Source organism: Gardnerella sp. Marseille-Q9691 (genome assembly GCF_046507715.1).
GTDB classification, from domain to species: Bacteria; Actinomycetota; Actinomycetes; order Actinomycetales; family Bifidobacteriaceae; genus Bifidobacterium; species Bifidobacterium greenwoodii.
The window spans coordinates 354,122-379,080 of sequence record NZ_JBKFXI010000001.1 but is presented as its reverse complement, the minus strand read 5'-3'; the positions used below and the strand labels follow the sequence as shown (position 1 = coordinate 379,080).

Annotated in this window: 14 protein-coding genes, 5 tRNA genes and 1 pseudogene; 4 read left to right on the top strand and 16 right to left on the bottom strand. The window is 40.7% G+C overall.

Annotation, left to right across the window (positions count from 1 at the left end):
* Positions 1 to 47: 47 nt before the first annotated feature.
* The 7 genes from ACLD6A_RS01570 to hisS form a co-directional block, all read right to left on the bottom strand.
* Positions 48 to 1,487, bottom strand: coding sequence for a UTP--glucose-1-phosphate uridylyltransferase (locus ACLD6A_RS01570; protein WP_410296076.1), 1,440 nt, complete (start codon positions 1,485 to 1,487; stop codon positions 48 to 50).
* A gap of 131 nt (positions 1,488 to 1,618) precedes the next feature.
* A complete protein-coding gene (locus ACLD6A_RS01565) occupies positions 1,619 to 2,770 on the bottom strand; it encodes an amino acid ABC transporter permease (RefSeq protein ID WP_004135018.1) in 1,152 nt (383 codons plus the stop codon).
* Between the two features lie 5 nt (positions 2,771 to 2,775).
* Positions 2,776 to 3,453 carry an ABC transporter permease subunit gene (locus tag ACLD6A_RS01560; RefSeq protein ID WP_410313392.1) on the bottom strand — a complete coding sequence of 226 codons (678 nt, stop codon included), beginning with the start codon at positions 3,451 to 3,453 and terminating at the stop codon, positions 2,776 to 2,778.
* Between the two features lies 1 nt (position 3,454).
* Entirely contained in the window at positions 3,455 to 4,288 is an 834-nt protein-coding gene (locus tag ACLD6A_RS01555; protein ID WP_102695166.1) for a glutamate ABC transporter substrate-binding protein, read from the bottom strand.
* A 74-nt stretch (positions 4,289 to 4,362) separates the two neighbouring features.
* Positions 4,363 to 5,133: an amino acid ABC transporter ATP-binding protein gene (locus tag ACLD6A_RS01550; RefSeq protein ID WP_029600181.1), complete on the bottom strand. Its 771-nt coding sequence runs from the start codon at positions 5,131 to 5,133 to the stop codon at positions 4,363 to 4,365.
* 187 nt (positions 5,134 to 5,320) lie between these two features.
* Positions 5,321 to 7,117, bottom strand: a complete 1,797-nt coding sequence (gene aspS, locus ACLD6A_RS01545; protein ID WP_019261015.1) for an aspartate--tRNA ligase — start codon at positions 7,115 to 7,117, stop codon at positions 5,321 to 5,323.
* An 88-nt stretch (positions 7,118 to 7,205) separates the two neighbouring features.
* Positions 7,206 to 8,606 (bottom strand): histidine--tRNA ligase, encoded by a 1,401-nt coding sequence (gene hisS / locus ACLD6A_RS01540; RefSeq protein WP_410313609.1) that lies wholly within the window; start codon positions 8,604 to 8,606, stop codon positions 7,206 to 7,208.
* 95 nt (positions 8,607 to 8,701) lie between these two features.
* Between hisS and ACLD6A_RS01535 the strand changes: the two genes are divergently transcribed.
* Positions 8,702 to 10,072: a DUF349 domain-containing protein gene (locus ACLD6A_RS01535; RefSeq protein WP_410313391.1), complete on the top strand. Its 1,371-nt coding sequence runs from the start codon at positions 8,702 to 8,704 to the stop codon at positions 10,070 to 10,072.
* 72 nt (positions 10,073 to 10,144) lie between these two features.
* Here ACLD6A_RS01535 and ACLD6A_RS01530 read toward each other — a convergent pair whose 3' ends face one another.
* The 9 genes from ACLD6A_RS01530 to ACLD6A_RS01490 all read right to left on the bottom strand — a co-directional run bounded on the left by ACLD6A_RS01530 (position 10,145) and on the right by ACLD6A_RS01490 (position 19,259).
* Positions 10,145 to 11,278 (bottom strand): Mrp/NBP35 family ATP-binding protein, encoded by a 1,134-nt coding sequence (locus ACLD6A_RS01530; protein WP_410313390.1) that lies wholly within the window; start codon positions 11,276 to 11,278, stop codon positions 10,145 to 10,147.
* Positions 11,279 to 11,293: 15 nt separating this feature from the next.
* Entirely contained in the window at positions 11,294 to 14,065 is a 2,772-nt protein-coding gene (gene ligA, locus ACLD6A_RS01525; protein ID WP_410313389.1) for an NAD-dependent DNA ligase LigA, read from the bottom strand.
* Between the two features lie 54 nt (positions 14,066 to 14,119).
* A complete protein-coding gene (locus ACLD6A_RS01520) occupies positions 14,120 to 17,350 on the bottom strand; it encodes a tetratricopeptide repeat protein (protein WP_410313388.1) in 3,231 nt (1,076 codons plus the stop codon).
* A gap of 75 nt (positions 17,351 to 17,425) precedes the next feature.
* Positions 17,426 to 17,501, bottom strand: a tRNA-Gly gene (locus tag ACLD6A_RS01515).
* A gap of 220 nt (positions 17,502 to 17,721) precedes the next feature.
* Positions 17,722 to 17,794: transfer RNA gene (locus tag ACLD6A_RS01510), tRNA-Val, on the bottom strand.
* Between the two features lie 40 nt (positions 17,795 to 17,834).
* Positions 17,835 to 17,906: transfer RNA gene (locus ACLD6A_RS01505), tRNA-Val, on the bottom strand.
* A 30-nt stretch (positions 17,907 to 17,936) separates the two neighbouring features.
* Positions 17,937 to 18,007 (bottom strand) — tRNA-Cys (locus tag ACLD6A_RS01500).
* Positions 18,008 to 18,035: 28 nt separating this feature from the next.
* Positions 18,036 to 18,108 (bottom strand) — tRNA-Gly (locus ACLD6A_RS01495).
* Positions 18,109 to 18,485: 377 nt separating this feature from the next.
* Complete coding sequence (locus ACLD6A_RS01490; protein WP_410313387.1) at positions 18,486 to 19,259, bottom strand: DNA-binding protein; 774 nt, start codon at positions 19,257 to 19,259, stop codon at positions 18,486 to 18,488.
* 138 nt (positions 19,260 to 19,397) lie between these two features.
* Between ACLD6A_RS01490 and ACLD6A_RS01485 the strand changes: the two are divergent.
* From ACLD6A_RS01485 to ACLD6A_RS01475, 3 genes and pseudogenes are all read left to right on the top strand, one after another.
* Positions 19,398 to 22,180, top strand: a pseudogene (locus ACLD6A_RS01485) (class I SAM-dependent DNA methyltransferase).
* Positions 22,181 to 22,460: 280 nt separating this feature from the next.
* Positions 22,461 to 23,471, top strand: coding sequence for a hypothetical protein (locus ACLD6A_RS01480; RefSeq protein ID WP_410313386.1), 1,011 nt, complete (start codon positions 22,461 to 22,463; stop codon positions 23,469 to 23,471).
* Positions 23,468 to 24,916: a hypothetical protein gene (locus tag ACLD6A_RS01475; RefSeq protein WP_410313385.1), complete on the top strand. Its 1,449-nt coding sequence runs from the start codon at positions 23,468 to 23,470 to the stop codon at positions 24,914 to 24,916. Before ACLD6A_RS01480 ends, ACLD6A_RS01475 begins: the two co-directional genes overlap by 4 nt.
* The last annotated feature ends 43 nt before the right edge of the window (positions 24,917 to 24,959 follow it).

The window sequence follows — 24,959 nt, the reverse complement described above, 5'->3', positions numbered from 1 at the left end:
AACACAAACAACGTTGAAAATACGCCATTTTTTCGCGACACGCCATACTAGACCCATGAATCTGGCTCAATTCCTTGCGGTCCAACAAATTCTCCATTTGGAACATAACTTGGCTCACCTGTGTCTTCTAATAATGCATCAGCAAACATTGATACCTGGTTGCCAAAAGTCCAATCTCCCCTAATAGTAACCGATTTTGCGGCAGCTAAAGCTGGTACGGAGTACGGGAATCTCTCGTTAAAATCGTTTATGTTCTTGTAATAGCGTGGATCCAAGTCAATATCCGGGAATATGTAATTTCCATCTTCCATCTCGTAAGAATCAGTAAGATGGAATCTGTCGGATCGCATAATAAACAAGTCATTCGTGGTTTTAACAGGCAAGAAACGCATGCGGTCTACTTCCACGCAAAGCGCTTCGTCAAAAAGCGATGCAACAGCGCCCATTGCTGTTTCTAATTGAACTACTGGAGTGCTTGTTTCGTCAGTTGGGTCAACTGTTTTTCTGTTGCAAATAACAGGAAGAGGCAAAACGCCATCATATTCTTCCAGCTTTTTTTGCAACGCATCAACACGAACCCAAATATTATTCGTATTAAAATATGGATGCTTTTTAATACTTTGCGCACTTCTACGATCTTCCGGATGAACCTGTGTCATTTCGCGAAGCATTAATCTTCCAGTTTGAGCATCTCGAACAATATGCCCACCTTTTCGATCAGCTTGGGTTCGTTTTGCCACTTCAATCATGATTGGAGCGCCAGTATTTTCAAAATGCTGTGCAAGTGTTCTTGAAGGTCTTGCGCCTAAGTTGTCGGAATTTGAGATAAACAAATACTCAATACCGTGTTCTTTTAAAGCTTGTAATAATTTAGATTCCCACAGAGTTGAAAAAATATCCCCATGTCCAGGAGGACACCATTCAAGACCATGATCTTTTTCGTAAGAAACTGGCTCTCCTGTTTCTTCAACAAGTTTAGGCTCTTGATGCTGAATAATTTCAACCGGAATATCTTCCTGAATAAACTTACGATTGCGTTTTAACACTTGCAAAGTATCGTGAGAAGTACGGAAAGAGTTCATAAAAATCAGTGGAAGCTCAACTCCTAAACGCTGACGTGCTGTAAGAACCTGACCGATAATAATATCAATAAAGCGCATTTGGCGAGCTTTATGTCTGCGAACTGGTAGTAAAGATTTTGCGCAAGACAATCCCATAGAAGTTCCCAAGCCGCCGTTCAGTTTAATAAACGCTGTTTTTGCGAATGCGTTTACTGCTTTATCGTGATCAATAGTTTCGTAAATTTCGTGAAAAGTTGGCACGCTTTTAATAGGCTCAATTGTGCTTTCGCGAATAAACTCCCCTGAATTATCTCCAGATTTATTTAAGCTCCAAACATTATACAAGTGCTCAAATTGTTCAATAGCAATTTCGCTCATTCCTTGTTCGCGCATCTTTGCAGCGGACAATTCAAACGCGCCATCCATGTATTAGCCTCCTTGTATGCATGTGGCCATAAATAGTTTATGACCTTAATAGTTTAGCTACAAAAAGCGTAGTCAGCAACTAAAGTCACTAACTACGCTTCCTAAATTTTGCTACAAATTTTAGCTACAAGCTAAGCTTTTGGATTATCTTTTTTAATATCTTTATGATTATCCTTTGGCTTATTTTTTGATTTGTTGCCAAAATTGCTTTGAGCATTCTTAAGATTTTCTTCTGTCTCGTCGCCAGTTTTTAAGTGATGCTCATCATAGCCTTGTATGTAGCGAGTTCTACGCCAATGATGGATAGAAGCATTAGTTCCACGGTGATGGACGTGATACTTACGAGGAGTACCACCATAAGGCAATTCCTTAACCTCGTCAGCCACAGCCATCTGGTTCACGTTAGAAGGATCCATAATGGCAATTGGTGCAACAGGATCTGCCTCTGTTGGAGCCGCAGTGCGATTTTTCAAGTGAGCTGGGAGCCATTCTGCAAACCAAGATAGCGCAAGGCAAATCAGGAAGTATATAACTGCTGCCACGCTTAAAGTTTGCAAAATATTAAAGTACATTGATCCAAGTCGACGAGACTCCTGGAGCAAATCAGTGTACATAATAATCGAACCAAGTGCAGTATCCTTCAAAACAACAACAAGCTGAGTTACTGCAGCAGGCATCATAGCAATAATAGCCTGTGGCATTTCGATTTGCGTAAGAGATTGGTATTCACTTAAGCCTAATGCTAACGAAGCTTCGCGCTGTCCATTTGGCAGATTACCAACGCCTGCTCTAACAAGCTCGGCAACAACGGAGCCGTTGTACATAATCAAAGCAAGAACTACAGCCCAGTAAGATGCCTCTTTCATGCCAGAAAGTGCAAACGCTCTCCACAAGAAAATCATAAGCATTAATACTGGTACAGCTCGGCAGAACTCAACTATTACTGCAGAAATGCTACGAATAATGAAATTAGGTAAAAGACGGCACAATCCAAAGAATAAGCCAAATATTATGGAACCTACTACAGCAAGCATAGAAGCTTTCAAAGTCATCCATAATCCTGGAAGATAGAAATCAACCCATGCTTCAGTTTCAATAGCTGGATTCCACAATACCGAGGAAAGCTGGTTTTCTCCTTCTGGTGGATTGCTAAGTCGCATTAGTACAGCAATAACAAATAAAGCAAACACGCAGGCTGCAATAATATTTGCTACTCGAATCTTCCTAAGAGCTTTAGGACCCGGAGCGTCAAATAATAATGATTGTTCACGTTGTTTAGCCATCACTATCACCTTCTTACAGCAAGCTTGTTAGACAGATACGTTGTCAAAATTCCAATAGGAATAATGAGGATGATGTATCCTAAGGCGAATATTAAGAAGATTGGTACGATTAAATCCGCATGCTTCTCAATCATTTCGCTCATCATTGTTGAAGTTTCTGTTGCAACAGATGCTGCTGCAGCAACTGTAGAGTTTTTAAGCAATGCAATAAAAGTGTTACCCAAAGGTGCTACAGATCCGCAGAATGTTTGTGGCAAAATAACTTGCGTTGCCGACTGGAAGAAGTTTAATCCAAGAGCGCGGCAGGCTTCAGCTTGACCAACAGGAACAGTGTTAAGTCCGGATCTTAAAGATTCGCACACAAACGCTGCCGTATATAGTGATAATCCAGCAATTGCAAGGCAGAAGAAATTCACTTCAAAAATTGGTGAGAAACCAAGCTTAAGCTGAGCGTACACGCCTAACACCATGAAAACCATGATGATTGTAAGAGGCATGTTTTTAAAAAGCTCAACGTAGGCAGTTGCAACCATGCGCAAAGAAGCCACAGGGCAAATACGCATCGTAACAAGTATTACACCAATTATTGTTGAAAACAGTACACTCCATAAGGTGATTTCAATATTGACCAAGAATGCTCCTGGAATATTGTAGGAGGTAAAAAGTTGCACGAAATCTTGCATATTACATCTCCCCCTCTTGAGGAATTGGCGGATTATACTTTGCGTTTGGCTTAAAACCAGTTCCGCGCAAATTATCGTCTAGAGCTCGCTTCCAAGATCCGTTACGAATCATGTCTTTTAATGCGGCGTTAATTTTCTTAGCTAAGCCAGTGTTGCCTTTTTTGATGCCAATTCCGTAATATTCTGCGGTAAATGGCTTGCTAACAAGCTTTAAACGACCTCTAGAAGCTGTAGCTAGGCCAGCAAGAATAATATCGTCGGTAGTTACAGCATCCACAATGCCTGAGAATAATGCAGTTGCACATTCCGCGTAGCCTGGCTGTTGCATAAGTTGTACTTTTGAAGAGAACTTTTCTTTAACAACTATTGCGGATGTTGAACCAGATACTGAGCATAAACGCTTACCGTCTAAATCGTTCGGGCCATTTACTTTATGCTCGCCTTTGCGAATTAGCAAATCTTGGCCGGCAATAAAGTAAGGTCCTGCGAACGAAACCATTTTCTTTCGAGCGTCAGTAATGGAATATGTTGCAACAATCATATCGACATCACCGTTTTGAAGCATTGTTTCACGCTGCTTAGATGGTGATTCTTTCCATACGATTTGATCTTCTGAATAGCCGAGCTTTTTGGCAACATACTTAGCAACGTCAACGTCGAATCCAACGTAAGTTCCTGCTTTTTTGAAACCCATACCAGGCTGATCGAATTTAATACCAATGCGTATTACTTTTTTACCATCGCTACGATCGCAAGCTGTAAGCGGCATAACGCAGCATACGGTACAAAGCATCGCTAGTATCGCACGAAAAATGCGATTATGTAATATTTTCATATCTTTTCCCTTCATAAGAACTGTTTTTCGCATGTTTTGGCGTTTAAGCTAAAACGAAATTGAAAAAAGCGCTATTAGTGCGTAAGAATCTTGGAAAGGAAATCTTTTGCTCGATCAGTTTTTGGATGCTCGAAGAATTCATCTGGAGTACCCTGTTCGAGGATTTGACCATCGGCCATAAACACAATTCTGTCAGCAGCTTTACGAGCAAAGCCCATTTCGTGCGTAACACAAATCATTGTCATGCCTTCTTTTGCAAGCTCAACCATAACATCCAGTACTTCGTTAACCATTTCTGGGTCGAGTGCGGAAGTTGGTTCGTCAAAAAGCATAACTTTTGGTTGCATTGCGAGCGCTCGAGCGATTGCTACGCGCTGCTGCTGTCCGCCTGAAAGTTGCGAAGGCATTTTATTAGCCTGATTGTCTACGCCTACTCTAGTGAGTAATTCCATGGCAAGAGTTTCAGCGCTTTGCTGATCCATGTGACGAACTTTCATTGGTGCAAGAGTGACGTTTTCAAGAATCGTTTTGTTTGCAAAAAGATTAAATGACTGGAATACCATTCCAACTTCTGCGCGCAAGGCTGCAAGCTCTTTGCCTTCCTGTGGAAGTGGCTTGCTGTCTATGCGAATATCTCCCGAATCAATTGTTTCAAGACGGTTGATTGTACGGCACATTGTTGATTTTCCAGAACCGGATGGGCCAATAATAACGAGAACTTCGCCCTTATTGACAGTGAGATTAATATCTTTAAGCACATGTAATTTTCCGAAATGCTTTTCGACATGGCTTAATTCTACAAGGGGATTTGCCGCTTTGAGCACTTTAGAAGTGCTATTAGTCATATCCTCGGCGTTTGGATCTGACTTTGATACTTGCTTATCCATAAAAAGAAGTCTAGCTAAGCTGTGTTACGGTTATTTATCGCCGCCGTTACGTTTTGTTACTCTTAGGTTACAAAAAGCCGCTGATTGAGGATTATTAAATCAACAATCAACGGCTTTGTAACAATATGTTACGAGTAGGTTTTATTTACTCGTCTTCTTCTGGATCGTAGTCTACGCCAGTTTCTGCGCGCTGTTCGTCAGAAATTGGAGCTGGAGCGCCAGTTAGAGGGTCTCTACCGCCGCCAGCCTTAGGGAAGGCGATTACGTCGCGAATTGAGCTTGCGCCTGCCAAAATTGCAGCAGTACGATCCCAGCCCAAAGCAATACCAGCGTGAGGTGGAGCACCGTACTTGAAAGCTTCAAGCAAGAATCCGAACTTTTCGTCAGCTTCAGCCTTGTCGATTCCAAGAACGTTAAGAACGCGGTCTTGAATATCGTCGCGGTGAATACGAACAGAGCCGCCGCCCATCTCATTACCGTTGCACACAATATCGTAAGAATCGCTCATTGCATGCTCTGGATCTTTATCGAATTTATCAATCCAATCAGCAGATGGCATTGTGAACGGATGGTGCATAGAAGTCCACTTGGAGTGACCAACTGCAACATCGTCATCGTCTGGATCATCAGTGCGCTTAAACAGTGGGAAGTCAACAACCCAAGTAAAAGCAAACTCATCTGGGTGAAGCAATCCTGCGCGGCTTGCAAGTTCTACGCGAACTGCGCCAAGCAAAAGCTGGGAAGACTCACGAGAGCCTGCTGCAAAGAATACTGCGTCGCCATCTTCTGCTCCAACAGCTTCTTTAAGTCCTGCGCGCTCTTCTTCGCTAAGATTCTTAGCAACAGGGCCTTTAAGCTCGCCGTCTTCGCCGAAGACTACGTAAGCCAAACCTTTAGCTCCACGCTGCTTAGCCCAATCCTGCCATGCGTCAAACTGGCGACGCGGAGTTGCAGCACCGCCCTTAAACAGCACAGCTCCAACGTAGGAAGCTTGGAACACGCGGAATGGAGTGTTCTTAAAGAAGTCAGTCAACTCAATAAGTGGGTTTCCAAAACGCAAATCTGGCTTATCGGAACCATACTTATCCATTGCTTCCTGCCAAGTAATACGAGGCAAAGGAAGAGTGATTTCGTGGCCTGCTTCCTTCCAAATAGCAGCAATAACGCGCTCGGCCATAGCCATAACATCTTCCTGACTTGCAAAGCTCATTTCCATATCGAGCTGAGTGAACTCAGGCTGACGATCAGCACGGAAGTCTTCATCACGGTAGCAGCGAGCAAGCTGATAGTAGCGTTCAACGCCAGAAACCATGAGAAGCTGCTTTAAGAGCTGTGGAGACTGCGGAAGCGCATACCAAGAGCCTGGAACTAAACGTGCTGGAACAACAAAGTCTCGAGCGCCTTCTGGAGTGGACTTAATAAAGGTTGGAGTTTCAACTTCCGTAAAGTCCATATCTTCCAAAGCGTGACGAGCGGCCTTAGCCATGTTAGAACGAAGCTTTAGATTGCGCTGCATAGATGGGCGACGCAAATCAAGGTAGCGATACTTCAAACGAACATCTTCGCTAGGAAGCTTGTTTTCGGACTCGTTTTCCAAAGCAGTAGAAACCTGGAATGGAAGAGCGTCGGATTTAGCGAGAATTGTAACAGTTTGAGCAACAATCTCAATTTTACCTGTTGCTAAGTGGTCGTTCTCATTACCATCCGGGCGCAAGCGAACCTCGCCGGTTACCTGCACAACAAACTCGCTTCTAAGCGGGCGTGCAGTTTCCTCATCATAAATAACAACCTGCACCAAGCCTGTGTTATCACGGACATCAACAAAGGCAACGCCACCGTGGTCACGGCGACGATCAACCCAACCAGCAATGGTTACTTTTTGCCCGACTAATTCTTCAGTCACTTCAACGGCATGATGTGTACGATACGCCGTCTGGCTCATAAGTCCACTTCCTCTACGTTCTAATAATGGTGTATTCATTTTTGTTGACATAAATTGCGCTTAATATTCAAGCAATTTCGCACGAATATTATTTAGCGCAAGAAACTGTCTGCCGGGCATAAACAGTATCCGGTTGCCACGACGTGGCGTCTGCTACCGTCTGCTCGCCAGTAATAATATTTTTTACCTCGTCTTTGGAAGACTCAGACTCGGTGCTGTCTGCTGGGAACCATACGTAAGGAATACCCAGCTTATCTGCATACTTGATTTGCTTACCGAGCTTTGCTGCAGTTGGTGCAACATCTGTTGCAATACCGCGCTCGCGAAGCTTCCTAGCAATCTCATTGCATGCAGGACGATCTTCCTCATTCCAAACTGACACAAGAACTGCTGCAGGAGAAATTCTAGAAACTGTAGCGCCAGCGCTATGAAGCATGTAAGAAACCAAGCGAGACAATCCAATAGAAAGACCGACGCCTGGATACTTCTTTTTGCCTTGAGAAACAAGATTATCGTAGCGGCCGCCAGAGCAAATAGAGCCTAAAGATGCTGCATTATCGAGGAAAGTTTCGTAAACGGAACCAGTGTAGTAGTCAAGTCCTCTAGCAATCTTCAAATCTGCAACAACAGCGCCCGGACGAATTCGTGCAGCTTCGTCAACAATCATTGCGAGCGTTTCAACACCTTCTGTAGCCAAAGCGTACGATTCGTTATCTTCGCTCGTAGAAATATTGTGTTTATTGCATAAAGATTCAAAGCTAGACTTTAGTTCTTCCCCAGTTTTTGCAGTAAGCTCAGCTAATTCTAAGCAGGCAGCAGCTTGAGACTCATTAGCTCCGCACTCTTTTATAAGAAGTTTAGATACTTCTTCTGCACCAATTTTGTCTAGCTTGTCGATTTCGCGAAGAACACCTTCAATATCTGTTAAACCAATACCGCGGTAAAAACCTTCGGAAAGCTTACGATTATTTGCGTGAACTGTAGCTTTTGGTAAACCAAATTCTCTCAATCGTTCAAGAGCTTCAACCATAACCAAAGGCAATTCAACTTCGTAATGAGAAGGAAGTTCTCCGTTGCCAACAACATCAATATCTGCTTGAACAAACTCGCGGAAACGACCTTCTTGAGGACGCTCCCCTCGCCAAACCTTTTGCATTTGCCAGCGTTTAAACGGGAATGTTAAATCTCCAGTATGTTCAACAACGTAACGGCTAAGCGGAACTGTTAAATCAAAATGCAAGCCAATTCGTTCTTCCACAGGAGTGTCAGATTCGTGACCAACTTCTTGCAATCTTGACAATAAATAAATTTCTTTACTTGTTTCGCCTTTTTTCAACAAACTTGAACCCTGTTCTACGGCGCGCGTTTCTATGCCAATAAAACCGTTTAGTTCAAAGACTTCTCGAAGTGTATCTACTACTCGCTGTTCAACAGCGCGTTCACTAGGAAGCCATTCAGGGAAACCTGATATAGATGAGCCTTGTACCATGTCCACTATAATAGGTGGTGTTGCGGAAAAATCATGGCTTACCGTCATACTTATTCGTAACATTGTTACCGTGCATCTGCTGTAAGGAGTCGACCGTGACCGAACAGACTAAACCTGAAGAAACTACTAAAACTACTACCGCGCCAAAGCCACTTGCTCCATCGCCTGCGAGCTTCGCGCATAAGACTCGTGTTGTTGCTCAAGCACCAACTATTTCTTATAGCGAAGAGGATATTAAATCCGCAAAAAACTTTGGCCGTGTTGATGAAAATGGCACTGTTTATGTTACTGAAAACGGTACTGAACGTGAGGTTGGTCAATACTCCACTGGAACTCCTGAAGAAGCATTGACTTTCTACATTCACCGCTACCTTGATTTGAAGATTAAGCTTGATTTATTCGCTAAAAGGTTGGAATCAACCAACGTAAAAGTGAAGGAAATTGATGAAACGCTTAACACTTTGCAAGAAGAATTAGCTGAGCCTGCAGCCGTTGGTGATCTTGCTGCTTTGCGTGCGCGACACGCCGAGCTTAAAGCAAAGGGAGATGAAAAGAAAGAAGAAATTGCAAAAGCTCGTAAAGAGGCTCTTGAAAAAGCTTTGACAGAGCGTGCAAATATTGTAGAACGCGCTGAAGCATTGGTTGCTAAAATGGGCGATTCAACAAATTGGCGCGAGCTTAACGATAAGCTTCGCTCTCTTTTCGACGAATGGCAGGAACATCAGCGCACTACTATTCATTTGAATAAGGCTGATGCAGACGCTTTGTGGCAGCGTTTCTCTAAGGCTCGTTCCGCATTCTCCCAGGCTCGTAATTCTTGGGTTAAAGAACGTGAGCACGTGCGTAATAACGCTAAGCAGCTTAAGGAAGCTATTATTGCTGAAGCTGAAAGCTTGAAGGATTCAACTGACTGGCGTGAAACTTCTACTAAGTTTAACGCTTTGATGGATCGTTGGAAGAAGGCTGGTAATGCTGGACGTCAGCATGATGATGCTTTGTGGGCTAAGTTCCGTGAGGCTGCTGATGCTTTCTACCATGCTCGACAGGCTGATCGCGAAAAGTTGAATGCTGGAGAGCATGAGAATCTCGTTAAGAAGGAAGCTTTGCTTGTAAAAGCAGAAGCGTTGCTGCCTGTAGAAAATGAGGAAGCTGCTAAGAAGGCTCGTAAAGCTTTGTCTGAAATTCAAGAAGAGTGGGATGCGATTGGCTTTGTTCCTCGAGAAGATATGCGTCGCATTGAGGCTCGCTTGAATGATGTTGATAAGAAGATTAAGGCTGTTGAAGAGGCTGCTTGGAGAGATGCTGATCCTGAAGCTAACGCTCGTAAGTCCAGCTTTGCTTTGCAATTGGAAGCGCAGCTCGAAGAGCTTAACGCTGCTATTGCTAAAGAAACTGACAGGAAGCGTAAAGCTAAGTTGGAAGCTGAAAAAGCAACTAAAGAACAGTGGCTTAATGCTGTTAAGTAATTAGTTTTATAAATTAGTTTTATAAATTAAATAAAAATATGGGGTTTCTTGAAAAATCAAGCGGCCCCATATTTATTTTTGATTAGATTCTTCCATTAAAGATTTAGCAAGTTTCACAAAAGTATTAGCAAGCTGTGAATTATCTAACTTGCCATCTTCGTTTAGAACCGCAGGACGTCCTGCTTCGCCAATTTCTCTAAGAGTTGGGTCAAGAGGAAGCTGAGCTAAAAGAGGAACATTAGTATGAAGAGCTTCACAAAGCTGTTCGCTAACTCTTTTTCCGCCTCCGGAGCCGAATATTTCCAAGCGCTCGCCATTATTTTCAAACCAGCTCATATTTTCAACAACTCCTCGAACACTCACAGGAATTTGCAAAGCCATAAGACCTGCCCTAACCGCCACATCCGACGCACTAGGTTGAGGTGTTGTAACAACAACAAGCTCAACGTTTGGTAAAGTTTGAGCCACAGCAAGTGCCATATCTCCTGTACCAGGTGCTAAATCAAGCAAAAGAACATCTGGACTTCCCCACCAAACGTCTGAAAGAAACTGTTCTAGCGAACGCTGTAAACGCGGTCCTCTCCACAAAATAGCACGATCAGTTCCAGCAAACATGCCGATTGAAATAAGCTTTACTCCCCAAGAGACAACTGGCATAAGCATGCCGTTAAGATTAGTTGGCTGAGAGTTTACTCCAAACATGCGAGGCAAAGAAAAACCGTATACGTCCGCGTCGATTGCTGCAGTATCGTATCCTAAAGCTGCAAAAGTTGCGGCCAAATTAGCGGTTATAGAAGATTTTCCAACGCCGCCTTTTCCTGAAGCAATAGCAAAAATTTTCGTACGCGTACCAGCTTTGTTAAAAGGATTTTCTCTGCGCTCAGCCTTCAAATCTTCTACTAGTTTTTCTAGCTTATCTTTACTCATTGCGCTAGAAGTAACATGTGGTATAAGAGTTGCTTGAGGATATTTAGATACAGCTTCTTTTACTCGTTCTGTAATAATTTCAGCCAATGGGCAGTTTGGTACAGTAAGTTCAAGCTTTATTCTTACGTTATAAACCGGTTTAGAAGCATCTAAATTTTCAGCTTCACTAACACTAACGCCAGTTACCATATTTAGTTCTGTAACCGAACGGCCTAATTCTGGATCAATAACGCTACCCAGCAAATCGTAAACGCGTGTTTCGAGTTCGCTCGTGTTCATTTATGTTATGATTCCTTAGTCATTAATATCAAGAGAATTTTCGCTAGCTTTTTGTAGAGCTTCTTCCACGCTTCCAGTTTCCAAAAGAACGCTAAACTGCTTTTCGTTAAGCATTGGAATAGAAAGTTCCTGAGCTTTGGTTGCTTTAGAACCAGCATTTTCTCCCAAAATTACGCAGTACGTGTTTTTACTAACTGATCCTGAAGCTTTACCGCCTCGAGACACTATTGCTTCCTTTGCTTCATCCCTACTAAAGCCTTGCAAAGATCCTGTTACAACAACAGTTTTACCAACTAGAGTTTGATCAAGGGATGATGTTTCAACTTTCCCGACCACCCCTGCTTCTTGCCAAGCGTGCAAAACTTCAAATCTCCAGTTGCTACTATCTTTTGCTTGCTTAAACCAGTCATAAACAGCTTGAGCAATTTCTGGACCAACGCCATCAATCTGAGTAAGTTCTTCAACTGAAGTATTTGCAATATTTTCTAAAGATCCTAATTTTGCCGCTATAAGACGCGCTGTTGGTGGACCTAGTCTACGAATAGAAAGTGCAACCAAAACGCGCCACAGGGCAGCATTTTTGCCTTTTTGGGCTATTTCTTCAAGCATGCTGCGAGTAGTTTCCGATGGTCTTGTGTACCACGGAACGTTAATTGTTTCTTTTGAGTTATTTGAAGCTCGTTTAGTTTTCCAAAAAACTACTTGAGCATCTTTTGGAACCTGAAATTCTGGATATTTAGAATCAAATTCACTGTTCTGATCCAAAGCTTCAGCATCAATGTTTTGGCTAGAAGATTCAGCAAATTTTGCTTCAATTGTGCGCGTCCAGAATGCTCGCACTTGCCTCCAAAGACCAGATCCCCCAATTTTTCGAGTATGCTTTTTTAATTTTCCGTCTTTTCCTACTTCTTGCCATTCTTCAACAAGCGGAATTTCCTTCCAAACCATAACATTTTGTAAATCGTTAGCTGTTATGCTAAAAATTCCAGATTCGCTTTTAAGCACAGGAATTTGAGGCTTAGGTAACGTTAAATTAGCAGGAGGAACATAAGGCTGCTGCATTGAGCCTCTTTGAACCACAATCTTATCAATATCTGGGCAGTAAACTTCAGCGGTAGATGGCCTAGAATCTTCAGGATTTGTAAGAGCTAAAGCGGCGTTATCTCCCAAATTCTCAATATCAAAAGCCTGCCTAGAAGCCAGGTGAATAATACGTTCAGTAAGCTGAGCTGGGCAGTTTTCCACATTAGGACAGCGAATATCTTTATCTCCCTGTTTTGCTGGAGCTAATTTTGTTCCGCAGGAAGGGCAATACTCAGGCATAACAAATTTTCGTAATTGGTTTTCACGGCCTTCTCGTGCTTTTAAAACAGGCCCAACTAATTCAGGAATAACATCTCCAGCTTTTCGAACCACAACGGTATCGCCAATAAGCACGTTTTTATGCTCAACTTCGTAAGCGTTATGAAGAGTTGTTCTGGAAATAGTAGATCCTGCAACAGTTACAGGCTCAAGAATTGCCACAGGCGTAACTCTTCCTGTTCTTCCAACCTGAACAACAATATCCTTCAAATAAGTATTAACTTCCTCCGGAGGATACTTATATGCAATAGCCCATCTTGGGGCTCTTGAAGTTGCTCCAAGATTGCGCTGCAATGCGCGGTCATCAACTTTTACAACAATTCCATCCAATGCGTGCAAAATATTTGCCCTATGCTCGCCATAATAATCAATCATGTCTTGTATTTCGGCAAAATTAGTTACCCTACGCGTGTATGGAGAAACTGGAACACCCCACTGTTTGTAAAAATTGTATGCGTCAGACTGGTTAAAAGTTGTTTCACTATTAGCATGACTTGAGTTTGATTTCCAGCGAAGCTCCCCCAAGCCGTGTGCGAAGAAGCTTAAATGACGAGTTGCGGTAATGCGTGGATCTTTTTGACGAAGCGAACCTGCAGCAGCGTTTCTAGGATTTGCAAAAGCTGCTTTTCCAGCGTCTTCCTGCTCCTCGTTAAGCTTACGAAAATCAGCCCATTTCATAAAAACTTCGCCGCGAATTTCAACAAATTCAGGAATATCGTCAGGATTTTCAGCATGAAGCTGAGTTGGTATTGCTTCAATCGTCCTAACATTAAGAGAAATATCTTCGCCTGTGACTCCATCTCCTCTAGTAAGACCCTGCTCAAGAGTGCCGTTTCTGTAAATAAGATTTAACGCAAGACCGTCAATTTTTACTTCGCATGTCATAGGAAGCGGCTTGGATTCAGGCCATTGCAAATCTCGAAGAACACTGTTATACCAATCGTGTAATTCGTCAATAGAAAACACATCGTCCAAGCTCATCATTCGCGAAGGATGTTTTACAGAAGTAAAATCGTTGGAAAAAGTTCCACCTACGCGGTGCGTTGGAGATTGTGGAGTGTCAAGTGTTGGGAAAGCTGATTCCAGAGCACTCAACGCTCGTATACGAGCATCATAAGCTGCATCCGAGCTTGTTGGAGCATCTTCAACATAGTAGGCAATTTGATCAGATTGTGCCCACGCTGCTAATTTTGCCCACAAGCGTGCAGCCTGTTCAGTAGTAAGAGATGTAGGCTGTAGATTTGAAAGAGCTAAAGCGTCAGCATCGGTAGGTTCTAGTTTATGAATCCACTCATCTGTGTCAACATTAGGATTCCAAATATGAGCATTAGAGTGCGCTTCATCAGTTACAGCTGGCTCATCAAAATCGTCAAAAAGCGTCCATTGAGAGCTTTGTGACGCTGCATCATTGTAAGCAGCACTCATAAAATCCCCTTTCAACCCAAATATTTAGCGTAATCTACTACGCTATTTAGCATCTTAAGCATTTAGTGAACGCAAGAATTGAGATTGCACAGCGCCTTCCAAATCTTCGTTTGAAGTCATGCGAATATTAGCAACGCACAAAGTTCTTGCAATAACAAACATTCCTTCATCAACCGTAAGTTTTGCAGCTCTGCCAATAATATGGCTGGCTTCAATATTTGGCCAAACAGGAATATCGTCATTCATAAAATTCTGCTTCACATCGTCCATATTAGCCGGAGCTTTATAACACTGCGAGCGCATTCTAGATAGCAGTTCTTCTAGTTCCATTTGCAATGGTTCTATTCTTCCTGGGGCTAAATAATCAGACATACGATACGCGCTTGCGGCGAGTGCAAACCTGTCTTGCATCCATGCAGCGTACGCTAGTCGATAGTATGCGAATGCTGCATCATCTTTGTCGAAAGATACTCTCAAAGCGTTTAAGCATGCTGCTATAACAGATGACCAGTCTTCTTTTTGAGATAATTCTGCCGCAAGCTTTAAGTGAGATAGTGCGTATGTTGGAGCGTAAGCAACCATCGTGTTTAAGTGCTTTAATGCAGCCTCATGCTTATTCAATTGCGAAAGTAAGTCTGCTAACTCCATGTGCGCGTAGAACAATCCGTCTGGAATAAGTAGTGTATGCTCTTCTGGTGTTGCAAATATGTGATTGTACACAACTCTTTCCGCATATGAGTTAAAGTAGCGTGGAACAACATTTTCTACCGCAAACATTGAGTCGAATTTAGCAATATTCTTCTCGTATTCTTCTATTGCAGTGCTAATATCGCCTTCCATAAGTTGCTCTTGGGCTCGAATACGCATATTTCGTATGTTTTGCGAAGCTTTGAATGAAAGTTCAGGTATGTCTGTTTCATCAATAAGAGCTCTTGTTACACTGTCTGCTTTTTCACTAAGCTCAGGATCTGCAATTTGCTCAATAATATTCATTGCTTCTCTAGCTTTTTCTGCTGTTGTTTGAATTGGCTGAGATGCAATATGGTGGAAGTCTGTAACAGCTTGCTGCAAAAGGTCTTCTCGTTGAATCGATAATCCTTGTGCGTGTGATGTTCCAAGTATTTCTTCTTGTTCTTCGCTAAATATTGTGTCTGAAAACTCAGGCTCTTCTTGCGCTCCTATAGGCGCGAAGCAAGTATCGTGCATATCGAATGATGCTTCTACTGAGCCTAAAGTGTAGTCTTCGCGCATGCTCATTGTTGCATTAGATTGCTTATATATTTCCATTGGATTTTGCAAACCGTGAGCACGAATATGTTTAATAAATTTTTCGCGTTCAAACGTTACTGTCATTAGCGTACGTATTTCTGGAGGCTCGCTAAAAGCAGCTAAAGGATTTGAGTTTGAATCTGCTTTAGATTCCGTCTTAGAATCAACTAAAGATTGTGCACCTTCAACAACTTCTGCAAGCGGTAAGTGTTGCAAATCCTGGATTTGTGAAGGGTCTCCATGAACGTCACCGTCTTTTGGATCACCCTTTGAAGGCGCATTATTTACATTCATATTGTCTAATGCTTGAATAGTGCGGTTTAGTAGCGTACTTATTGCATTATCTTGTGCTGCAACCATCTCTTCTAAACCAATAGAATCAAGTCTAATTGAAACATGCTGTATTTTTTCGCTTGCACCAAAGGCGAGCGTTGCAAGCATAATGCCGAATCGCAGATTGTAATATGTTGCCATACGCGACTTTTCAACATTGCTTAGCTTATGCCACTTATGCTCTAAAGTATCGTATTTGCTTGTAGGCATTAGCGACGATCCTGTAGAAGTGAAAGCAATCGCAACATTGCCATCGTTTAGATTAGAGCGAAAATCTGCATCGAATCTAAACGGCATGTATAAGCTTCTAATAAGCTTAGAAAGAGATTGACGGTACAGCCACTCTCCCGCATCGTTCTGCTTCAAAAATGTTGCAGACTGCTGATATTTTCTAGCCTTATTCCATAAGTGAAGCAAAGGACGAATACTATCGTCTTGTAAAGGATTTGCGAAACTTGGCGTATCAAAAGATTCGCAAGCGTTAAAAGCAGGGTTTTCAATCATAGCGTTATCTATAGCAGCAATGCGCTCTAAGCTAACGTTGTCTTCAAAATTTTTTCCACCCTGCAAAGAATTAGCTTGCAAGAACTGGTATATGGCTTGTAAACGATTTAGCGCTCCTTCAATTCTTAAAACTTTTAGTGCTGCTGAAGGATCTAAAGAATCGTCCCAAATTAAGTAATGTGCAGAAGTTTGTTGAGCTTGTCTAAAATGTAGTCTTTCTGCGCCATGAACGGCTTCTAAGCTTCTAGTTGGATCTAATGCTCCAACCTCTTTCATAACGCGCTCATAGTAGCTTTCTAAGCCGGAAACTTGCAATCCAACTTTTCTTGCGTGCGCAATATCTGCAGAGCTTCTTCTTATTGCGCCAAGAGGTGCTTCAGTATGCAATCTTCTTAGAACGTGCGAATATCCAAAACCTATTAAGTTTTGATTTAAATCTGGTATGAAAAATGTTGCGAAAAATGTTGTTGCAATAGCATTCTCGTAAGTAAGATTGCAGCGCAAAGAATCAGGTAATTTTACGCGCGTACTTTCAAGCGTATACCTTTTATGCTTTCCAATTGTGCAGCACAGCCATGAAGCAACCTGATGCAAGCCGTCTTCTAAAGAAACTTGCATAACAATATCGCCATTTACTATAGAAATATTGTTGTTGGCGATTGCCGCACTTCCGTTGGCTAAGTTGGCTGCGTTTTTATTTTTTAAGCACAGGCTTGGCAAGTTTTTTAAACTTTGCAAAATATTGCGGAATTTTTTTGAAATATTATTCGATTTAGGTACTTTTAAACTTCCATAAAAACGAGTTGTATTTCGTAAAGTAAAAGAAGATTGCTCAATAAAAGAAAGTTGCGGAAGACGTTCAAACGTATCTTCAAGAGTTACTTTGTCACCCGTGTAAACTCTACCTTCTGAATCTGCAATAGCAAGTTGACGAAAAAGCTTTCCGTCATTTTTAACTAATCCAATCGAAATGCAGAAGGATTTTCCAGGAATTCTAAACCATCCAACCTGAGTATTAGAAGGAAGATTTGGAAAATCGCTGAAAATATTATGCTTTGCAAAGTTTGGAATAGAAGTAACTTTGCCTTCTAACCATAAGGAATTGATGGCATCTACCATTGTAGACATACTATCTTCGTTAGAAGTCGTCTGATTGGTAGATTGTACGTCGTCAGCCATAAATTCCCATTCTTTCAAAATCGATGCTAGTAGCAATTATGGAAACACGATTTCATAAACAAAATACTAAAAAAGTGGAGCGGACAACGGGACTCGAACCCGCGGTCTCAACCTTGGCAAGGTTGCGCTTTACCAACTAAGCTATGTCCGCAAAACAAAATGATATTCTAGTTAATTATTTAATTAAATGCAAATATGGAATGTCGCAAGGTTTATGGTTGGGTAAGCGTTGGTAATTGGTGGAAAGTAGGGTCAAGCGGCGAAATCTGGGTTATAGCGGTATAGGGGTTGTAAGGGTTATAAGTGGTTATGGGCCAAAAATCGAGTAACAAAAACAAAAAACGCAGTGCTTTTACACTGCGTACCTATTGTGGGTGATATAGGAATCGAACCTATGACCCCTTCCGTGTGAAGGAAGTGCGCTAGCCGCTGCGCCAATCACCCAAAATTTTTTTAATTATGCGTGAAAGGCAATCCTTTCGAGTGGGCGATACAAGGTTCGAACTTGTGACCCCTTCCGTGTCAGGGAAGTGCGCTACCACTGCGCCAACCGCCCAGGTTGTTTATTAAGCATGAAGCTTAATCGAGGTGGGTACGAGAGTCGAACTCATCTATACGGCTTTGCAGGCCGCTGCCTAACCGCTTGGCTAACCCACCGTAAGGTCGAATAACTCATCGGACCTAGAGCGGACAACGGGACTCGAACCCGCGGTCTCAACCTTGGCAAGGTTGCGCTTTACCAACTAAGCTATGTCCGCAATGCAACTTTACTGACCAATGTCAGCGCCGAAGCACGAGTAACTACTATACCCGAAATATTCTCAAATGCAAGCCCTCGCCTATTTGGCGTGTCGTTTGGTGGTGTTTGCGCGTGTTGGTTGGAGGTTTGTTATGCGTATAGTATTGGAACATTTGCGAGCGCAAGTGTTACTTTCTCAGTTGGTTAGCTGAGTTTTTAACAGTGTTTGGGCGATTACCGTTACTTTCTCAGATACTTGACTGAGAAAATAACGGTGTTTTGCTTATTACCGTTACTATCTCAGTTCGTTGACTGAGTTTTTAACGGTGTTTGGATTGTGGCTTATAGACCAGAATATTCACAAGATTAGCTTTGCGCATTTTCGCATATAACACTTTATTTTGCTAGATTGTATTCAGTAAGCAGTTCCGAGAGTTTGCTTAATCCTGCTTGGCGCTCGCGAACGTCAAGAGATTCGGCCAAATCTGCAGCACACACTGCAATCGACATAAAGGATTTTGTCGATGTTACTCGAGTTTCTTCAGTAATGCGTGAAGGAACATTTTGGTTAATGAAATCGAAAACTTTAGAATCTTCAATAACGCGAAGTTTAACGTTGATTATTGAACTATCTACGCCGTCTTCTTTATCTTTAAGATGAAACTCATTTATTAAATCCACTAAATTGTTACTGCTTACATATCCTTCTATTTTGTCAGTTTTTATAAGTTGAAATTGTGAATGCATATTTCCTGTTGCAGCAGAAAGTATTAAGTGCTTTGAAAGTTCTACCAAACGCGATTTTCTGCACCAGTATTCCATTGTTTTCGCGCGATTTTTAGATCGATTAACTAGCTCTTGTGGGGTAATCGATTGCAAATATTCTTCTATGCGATATTTCTGTTGCCTATTGATCCATGAAACTTCACAACCGCTAAGCATAAACAATGTTGCAAAAGCTAATGACGGAGCATATGCCCTACCGCTTTTAGAGTTTTGTTGTTTATAACGATTTACGGAATCTAATGAAATTAAGATCTTCCTACTTCCAAATGTGTATGTTGTTAGTAAATGATTCGAGCATAATGCGCTAACTCTTTGAGTGCTAACTGCTAGCTGGGCTGCAGCTTCCTCACGCGTAAGAAGAGTATCATTCACAAAAATAGACATAACGCAAGTGTATCAAAATTGTTGCGTTAAGGAAACAGTTTTGATACGCGCGGTTGGGTATGTAGGCGGTTTTATGCGCAAGTTAAAACAATAAGCACATAGCTAATCCCTAGCAAGTTAGATAATAGACGCATGAATATTGCAGATCAACACAAGAAGGCAGCCGAGTTTATTGAGCGCTGGCAAGGTCGCGGCGATGAAAAGCAAGAAACGCAGAAGTTTTGGCTTGACCTTATGCAAAATGTTTTGGATGTTCCAGACGCAATAAACAATACCGAGTTTGAGTATCGTACTGCTAACCGTGGGTACATTGATATGCTGTGCCCTGATTCTAGTTTTCTCGTTGAGCAAAAAAGTAAGAATGTTGATCTTGATAAGCCTGAAGAACGTCAAGGTGATTCTGTTACTCCAGCTGAGCAAGCTGTGAGATATTCCGACAATCTTCCGCCTAGCAAAAAGCCTACTTTTATTTGCACCTGTAATTTCAACACTTTTCGTTTCTACGATATTGAGAAGGATCCTAGAGCCGAAAAGTCACCTGTTGAAGAATTTACGTTAGATAAACTTGCTGAACATTTAACAGTATTCCGTAACATTTTTAGCGAAAATCGTTCACGCAACTATATTGAAAAACGGCTTTCTGAAAAAGCTGGATTGCTGGTAGCTAACTTGCACAATGAGCTAGAGAAACAGTATGCAGATCCGGATAGTGAAGAAGAACATCATTCTTTAGCATTGCTAACTGTTCGTATAGTGTTTTGCTTATATGCTGAAGATGCTGGCTTGTTTACGAATCATATTTTCAGTAATTATATTCATAATGCTAAAGCTAGCGACCTTCGTAGGAAACTTATTGACTTATTTAATACCCTTGATACTGATGATGAAAATAGAGATAAGTATCTTGAAGATGAGCTACAAGAGTTCCCATACGTAAATGGTGGATTGTTCCGTGAGAATATTGAAATTCCTCAACTCACTGAGCCAATTAAAGACGCTATTCTTCACGCCGGTGATGATTTTGATTGGCATACAATCAGCCCTGTTATTTTTGGCTCTTTAATGGAAGAAACACTGAGTCACGATCAGCGTAGAAAAGGCGGAATGCATTACACTACTGTGAAGAATATTCACAGACTTATTGACCCACTATTTTTGGACGAGCTAAAAAATGAGATTGCTCAAATTGAAATTGATAAAACAATCTCAGAAAAGGTTCGTAATAACAAACTTGAGAAGTATCAGAATAAGCTTGCAAGCCTTCAGTTTTTGGATTCTGCGTGCGGTTCTGGAAATTTTTTGACTGAGACATTTCTTTGCTTAAGAAAGCTTGAAAATAGGGCGGTTGAGCTTATGCTTGGTGGTCAAGGTTACGTTGATTTAGGAGATAAAAATAGCCTCATAAAGGTAAGCATTGATCAGTTCCACGGTATTGAGATTAACGATTTTGCTGTGTGCGTTGCTAAAACAGCATTATGGATTGCTGAGCAGCAAGCTTTAGACGATACTGAAAGTATTGCAGGATGTGCCTTGCCTCATCTTCCTTTGCATGATTCAGGAAATATTGTTAGAGCAAATGCTTTGCAATACGACTGGAATGATTTGCTTTCTGCAGATAAGTGTTCGTATGTGATTGGAAATCCGCCGTTTGTTGGTAGGAATAAGAAATCGGAAGACCAAACAGAAGACATGAAAAGAATATGGGGAAAAAACTATGATGGCAATCTTGATTATGTAACTTGTTGGTTTAATAAAGCTGCTCATTATTTAGATGGCACAAAATCAGCGTTCGCTTTTGTCTCAACAAACAGCATATCGCAAGGTATACAAGTCCCATTCTTATTTAAAACTCTTAAAAGTTTGAATTGGCATATTAATTTTGCACATCAAACTTTTAAATGGAATGCGGAATCTACTGATAATGCAAATGTTCACGTAGTTATTATTGGAATGACTCAGCAGAAGTCTGAGTTTAAACTTTTTAGATATAAAAGCATCGATTCTACACCTATCATGACAATTTGCAGCAATATAAATGGGTATCTTTCTGACTCTCCGAATGTTTTTATAGAAAAGCGCAATCAGAAATTAGGAACATTATCTCCAATGCTGTCAATTGCAAACTTTGGTTCAATGCCGCGAGATGGCGGTAATCTTATTCTTAATACTCGTGAAGAATATGATGAAGCAATGAAAGACCCTATTGCTGCTAAATATGTGCGTCCGTTCCGCATGGGTAAAGAACTTATTAATAATATTGAACGATGGTGTTTATGGCTAGTGGATGCTGAGCCTTCTGAAATGCGTGAATCAAAATTCATCTCTCGACGCATAGAAAAAGTTCGTCAAATGCGTGAAATAAGCACTGCTAGTTCAACAAAAGCTATGGCAAAAACTGCATGGCTATTTGGTCAACAAGCTCAGCCGCAAACTAATTATTTAGCTATTCCACGCGTATTTACCAATCGTCGCGAATATGCTACTTGCGATTTATATGAGCCAAATATTATTGCTGGAGACAAAGTTTATACATGTATAGACCCAGATGGATTTAATTTTGAATTATTGAATCTTCTATGTTTATGGCTTGGCAAAAGGCTGTTGGTGGAAGATTAAAAAGTGACCCTAGCTTCTCCAACACAGTCGTTTGGAATAATCTTCCACTTCCAGATCTTACAAACGAAATGCGAGCAAAAGTTATTGAAGCAGGTAAATCCGTACTTAAAGCGCGCGAGAATCACCCAGGCCAATCATTAGCAGACTTGTATGACCCAACATGCATGCCAACAGATTTGCGCAAAGCTCACGACGAACTAGACAAAATAGTAGATGTTGCTTTTGGTGCTACAAAGCCTTGCTCTAATAATGACGAGCGTTTGGAAATTCTCTTCAAATCCTATATTCGCATGACTAAGAAATGAATTTTATTTAAATAAACCGCATAAAATGCAAAAGCAAATCTGTATTTTCTGCAGTAAGGCTTTATATTTGTAATAATTTATACCATTTAAAGAATTATTAACCGTTTTTGATTAATGAGGATAGACTATTATAACAAATGGATTGGGAGTACTCGGTCGGCGGAGAATTCTAGGCACAAAAACCTAGAGCTTTTATTATATAACCCATTAAATTCATTCGTTTCTATTTAACAAGTGATATAGGCAATATGTAATAATTTGATATGGAGGTGTTGCAGCAGTGAAAAGTAGACGTGCTAATGCAGTGTTATTTGGCTTCGATTTTCAGAGGAATGCGGCAATTATCCTCATGCTGGAAAACATCAAGGAGTTACAATCTATTCGTCTTGAGAGCAAAAATGAAGATATTGAATTGAAATTATCTAATAATCAGAAAATTCTCGCTCAAGCAAAGGCTGTTGAAAAGAGTAGCTGTGATTTCTCTCATGTCCGAGAAAACCTTAAAAAGGCATTGACCTCTCTTTCGGAAGGAGCGAGCAAGACTACTGTACAGCAGTTGATTTTTATAACCAATTCTCATAATCCTTTCAACGATTCAGGTTCAAGTAGTATTTTTTGTGGTTTTCCTACTCATAGAACGTTTTCTACTTTGCCACCCTCTGCACAGGAAATAGTGAAGGATTATCTTGCTAACATAGAGAATCCTCTTGATTTACAGAAATTCACCATACAAGTATTTCCGTTCGAGACCGATAATGATGCAGAACGATACAAAGCCGTCACGCAAGCAATAAATGATTTTATCGGTAGTATTGATGCGAATTTATCACCTGGTCTTGGCAACTGGTTGCTTCAGATATGGCATAATGCCCTTTTCATCAATGGCTCAAAAAAAGATTCATCTATTGAGTTGTCAAAAAAAGATATTATATGGCCCATCTTGGTGCATGAGACAGATATTAGCCGTTGTGATGATGATTTTTTAAATCAATTTGAAATAGGAATATATGAAGAGATTGTTCATCTATACAGCAGAATAATTAATTCCTGCTGTGAACGCATTGAGTTCTTTACAAAAATACTTTATGACTATATCCAGTTTCACGGTACAAAAAATCCAATGGAAAAGTGTAAAGACTTTATAGATAATTATTGGGAAAATTATAAATCAGAATTTTCGTCATACAACATTGATGCACAAACACTAGAAGGACTTACGAAAATTATTTTATACAATGTGATTCGTCGAAGAATTACCATTGACAAGATTAAGAATGGGGTAAATCTGTGATTATTAAATCTATTAGGATAAAAGAAGGTCTCTTTGAGCGCACTTTTAATTTTATAGATAGCGTAAATCTCATTTTCAGCAAAGAGAATAGTAAAGGGAAAACAACCTTATTACGCTTTGTACTATACTCTTTGGGATATAACATACCTAATACTAAAAATATCAAATTTAATAATTGCGAGGTTGTCTCTCAAATTTTAGTAGACAATGTTGGCGAAATAATCTTATCTCGCTACTCTAACGATTATATCGAAGCAACTGTAGCTAACGAAAAGAAAACGTACATACTACCTGACCAACTGCATGATCTGCATAAAATGATATTCGGAACAGAAAATACAGATGTGCTAAATAACATTCTTGGAGCAATTTATACTGACCAGGAAAAAGGATGGACTCTTCTCAATCGTGGCACTGCCATTGGAAGTATTCGATTTAATATCGAAGAACTGATTCGTGGCTTATCAGATTGTGATTGCAGTGATTTGATTCGTAAAGAAACACAGGTTTCTAAGGAACTTTCAAAATATCGACAAATGTCCAGTATAGCTAAATATCGTGAAGAAATCATAGCAGAAAGTGGCACAGTAGCATCTGATTCATATTCTGAAGAATCTGAGGCTGTTATTGCGCAGTTGCTGATGCAGCAAAAGTCTCTTCAACACGAACTTAGGAGAATTGATAAAAGCATTTCAGATAATAAACGAGCCAGACAGTATGTGTCTGAAATGAAGCTAATTATCCAGCTGCCAGATGGTACAATATTTCCTGTTACTTCTGAAAGCATCATTGGACTCTCTGATACCATAGATTTTCTAGTAGCCAAACGTAAAATTACTTCTTCCGAGCTGCGATCTGTGATGCATGAATTAGCAAATGCGCAAAAAGAAAAAAACAACGAAGCAGAGCAACTAGCATTTTTCGAGTCAGAAAGTATGATTGATATTTTTGATAGACGTATTGCTTCTGTTCCTATTGATGCTAGTGCTGTAGATAAAAAAATAAAGTACTTGGAGAAGACACTAAAATTCATTCGTAATGAAATATCAAGGAAAACGAAATCTAATACAAGTGTTATAAAATCTCTTTACACTAACATGATTAAATATGTTACTGAACTAGGTGTAGGAGACAACAAATCTGTTGTGTCTTCATATCTGTTTACTTCCAACTTGAAGGAACTCTCAGGTGCTGTATTGCACAAAACTGTTTTTGCTTTTCGACTTGCTTATATTATTGAAATAGAAAAATATTTGCATATTAAACTACCTATTATTTTGGATTCGCCTAGTGGTAAAGAAGTGGATCAAAGTAATATTCAACTAATGATGAATATACTTAAAAGAGATTTTTCTGATAATCAGATTATTATTGCCTCCATTTTTAAATACAATTTTAAATCCCCAAATGTGATAGAGCTTTGCAACCGATTGATAGAAAACTGATTTTTTTTAATCAAGATGAATCAAAGCTGATTAAATTAATATA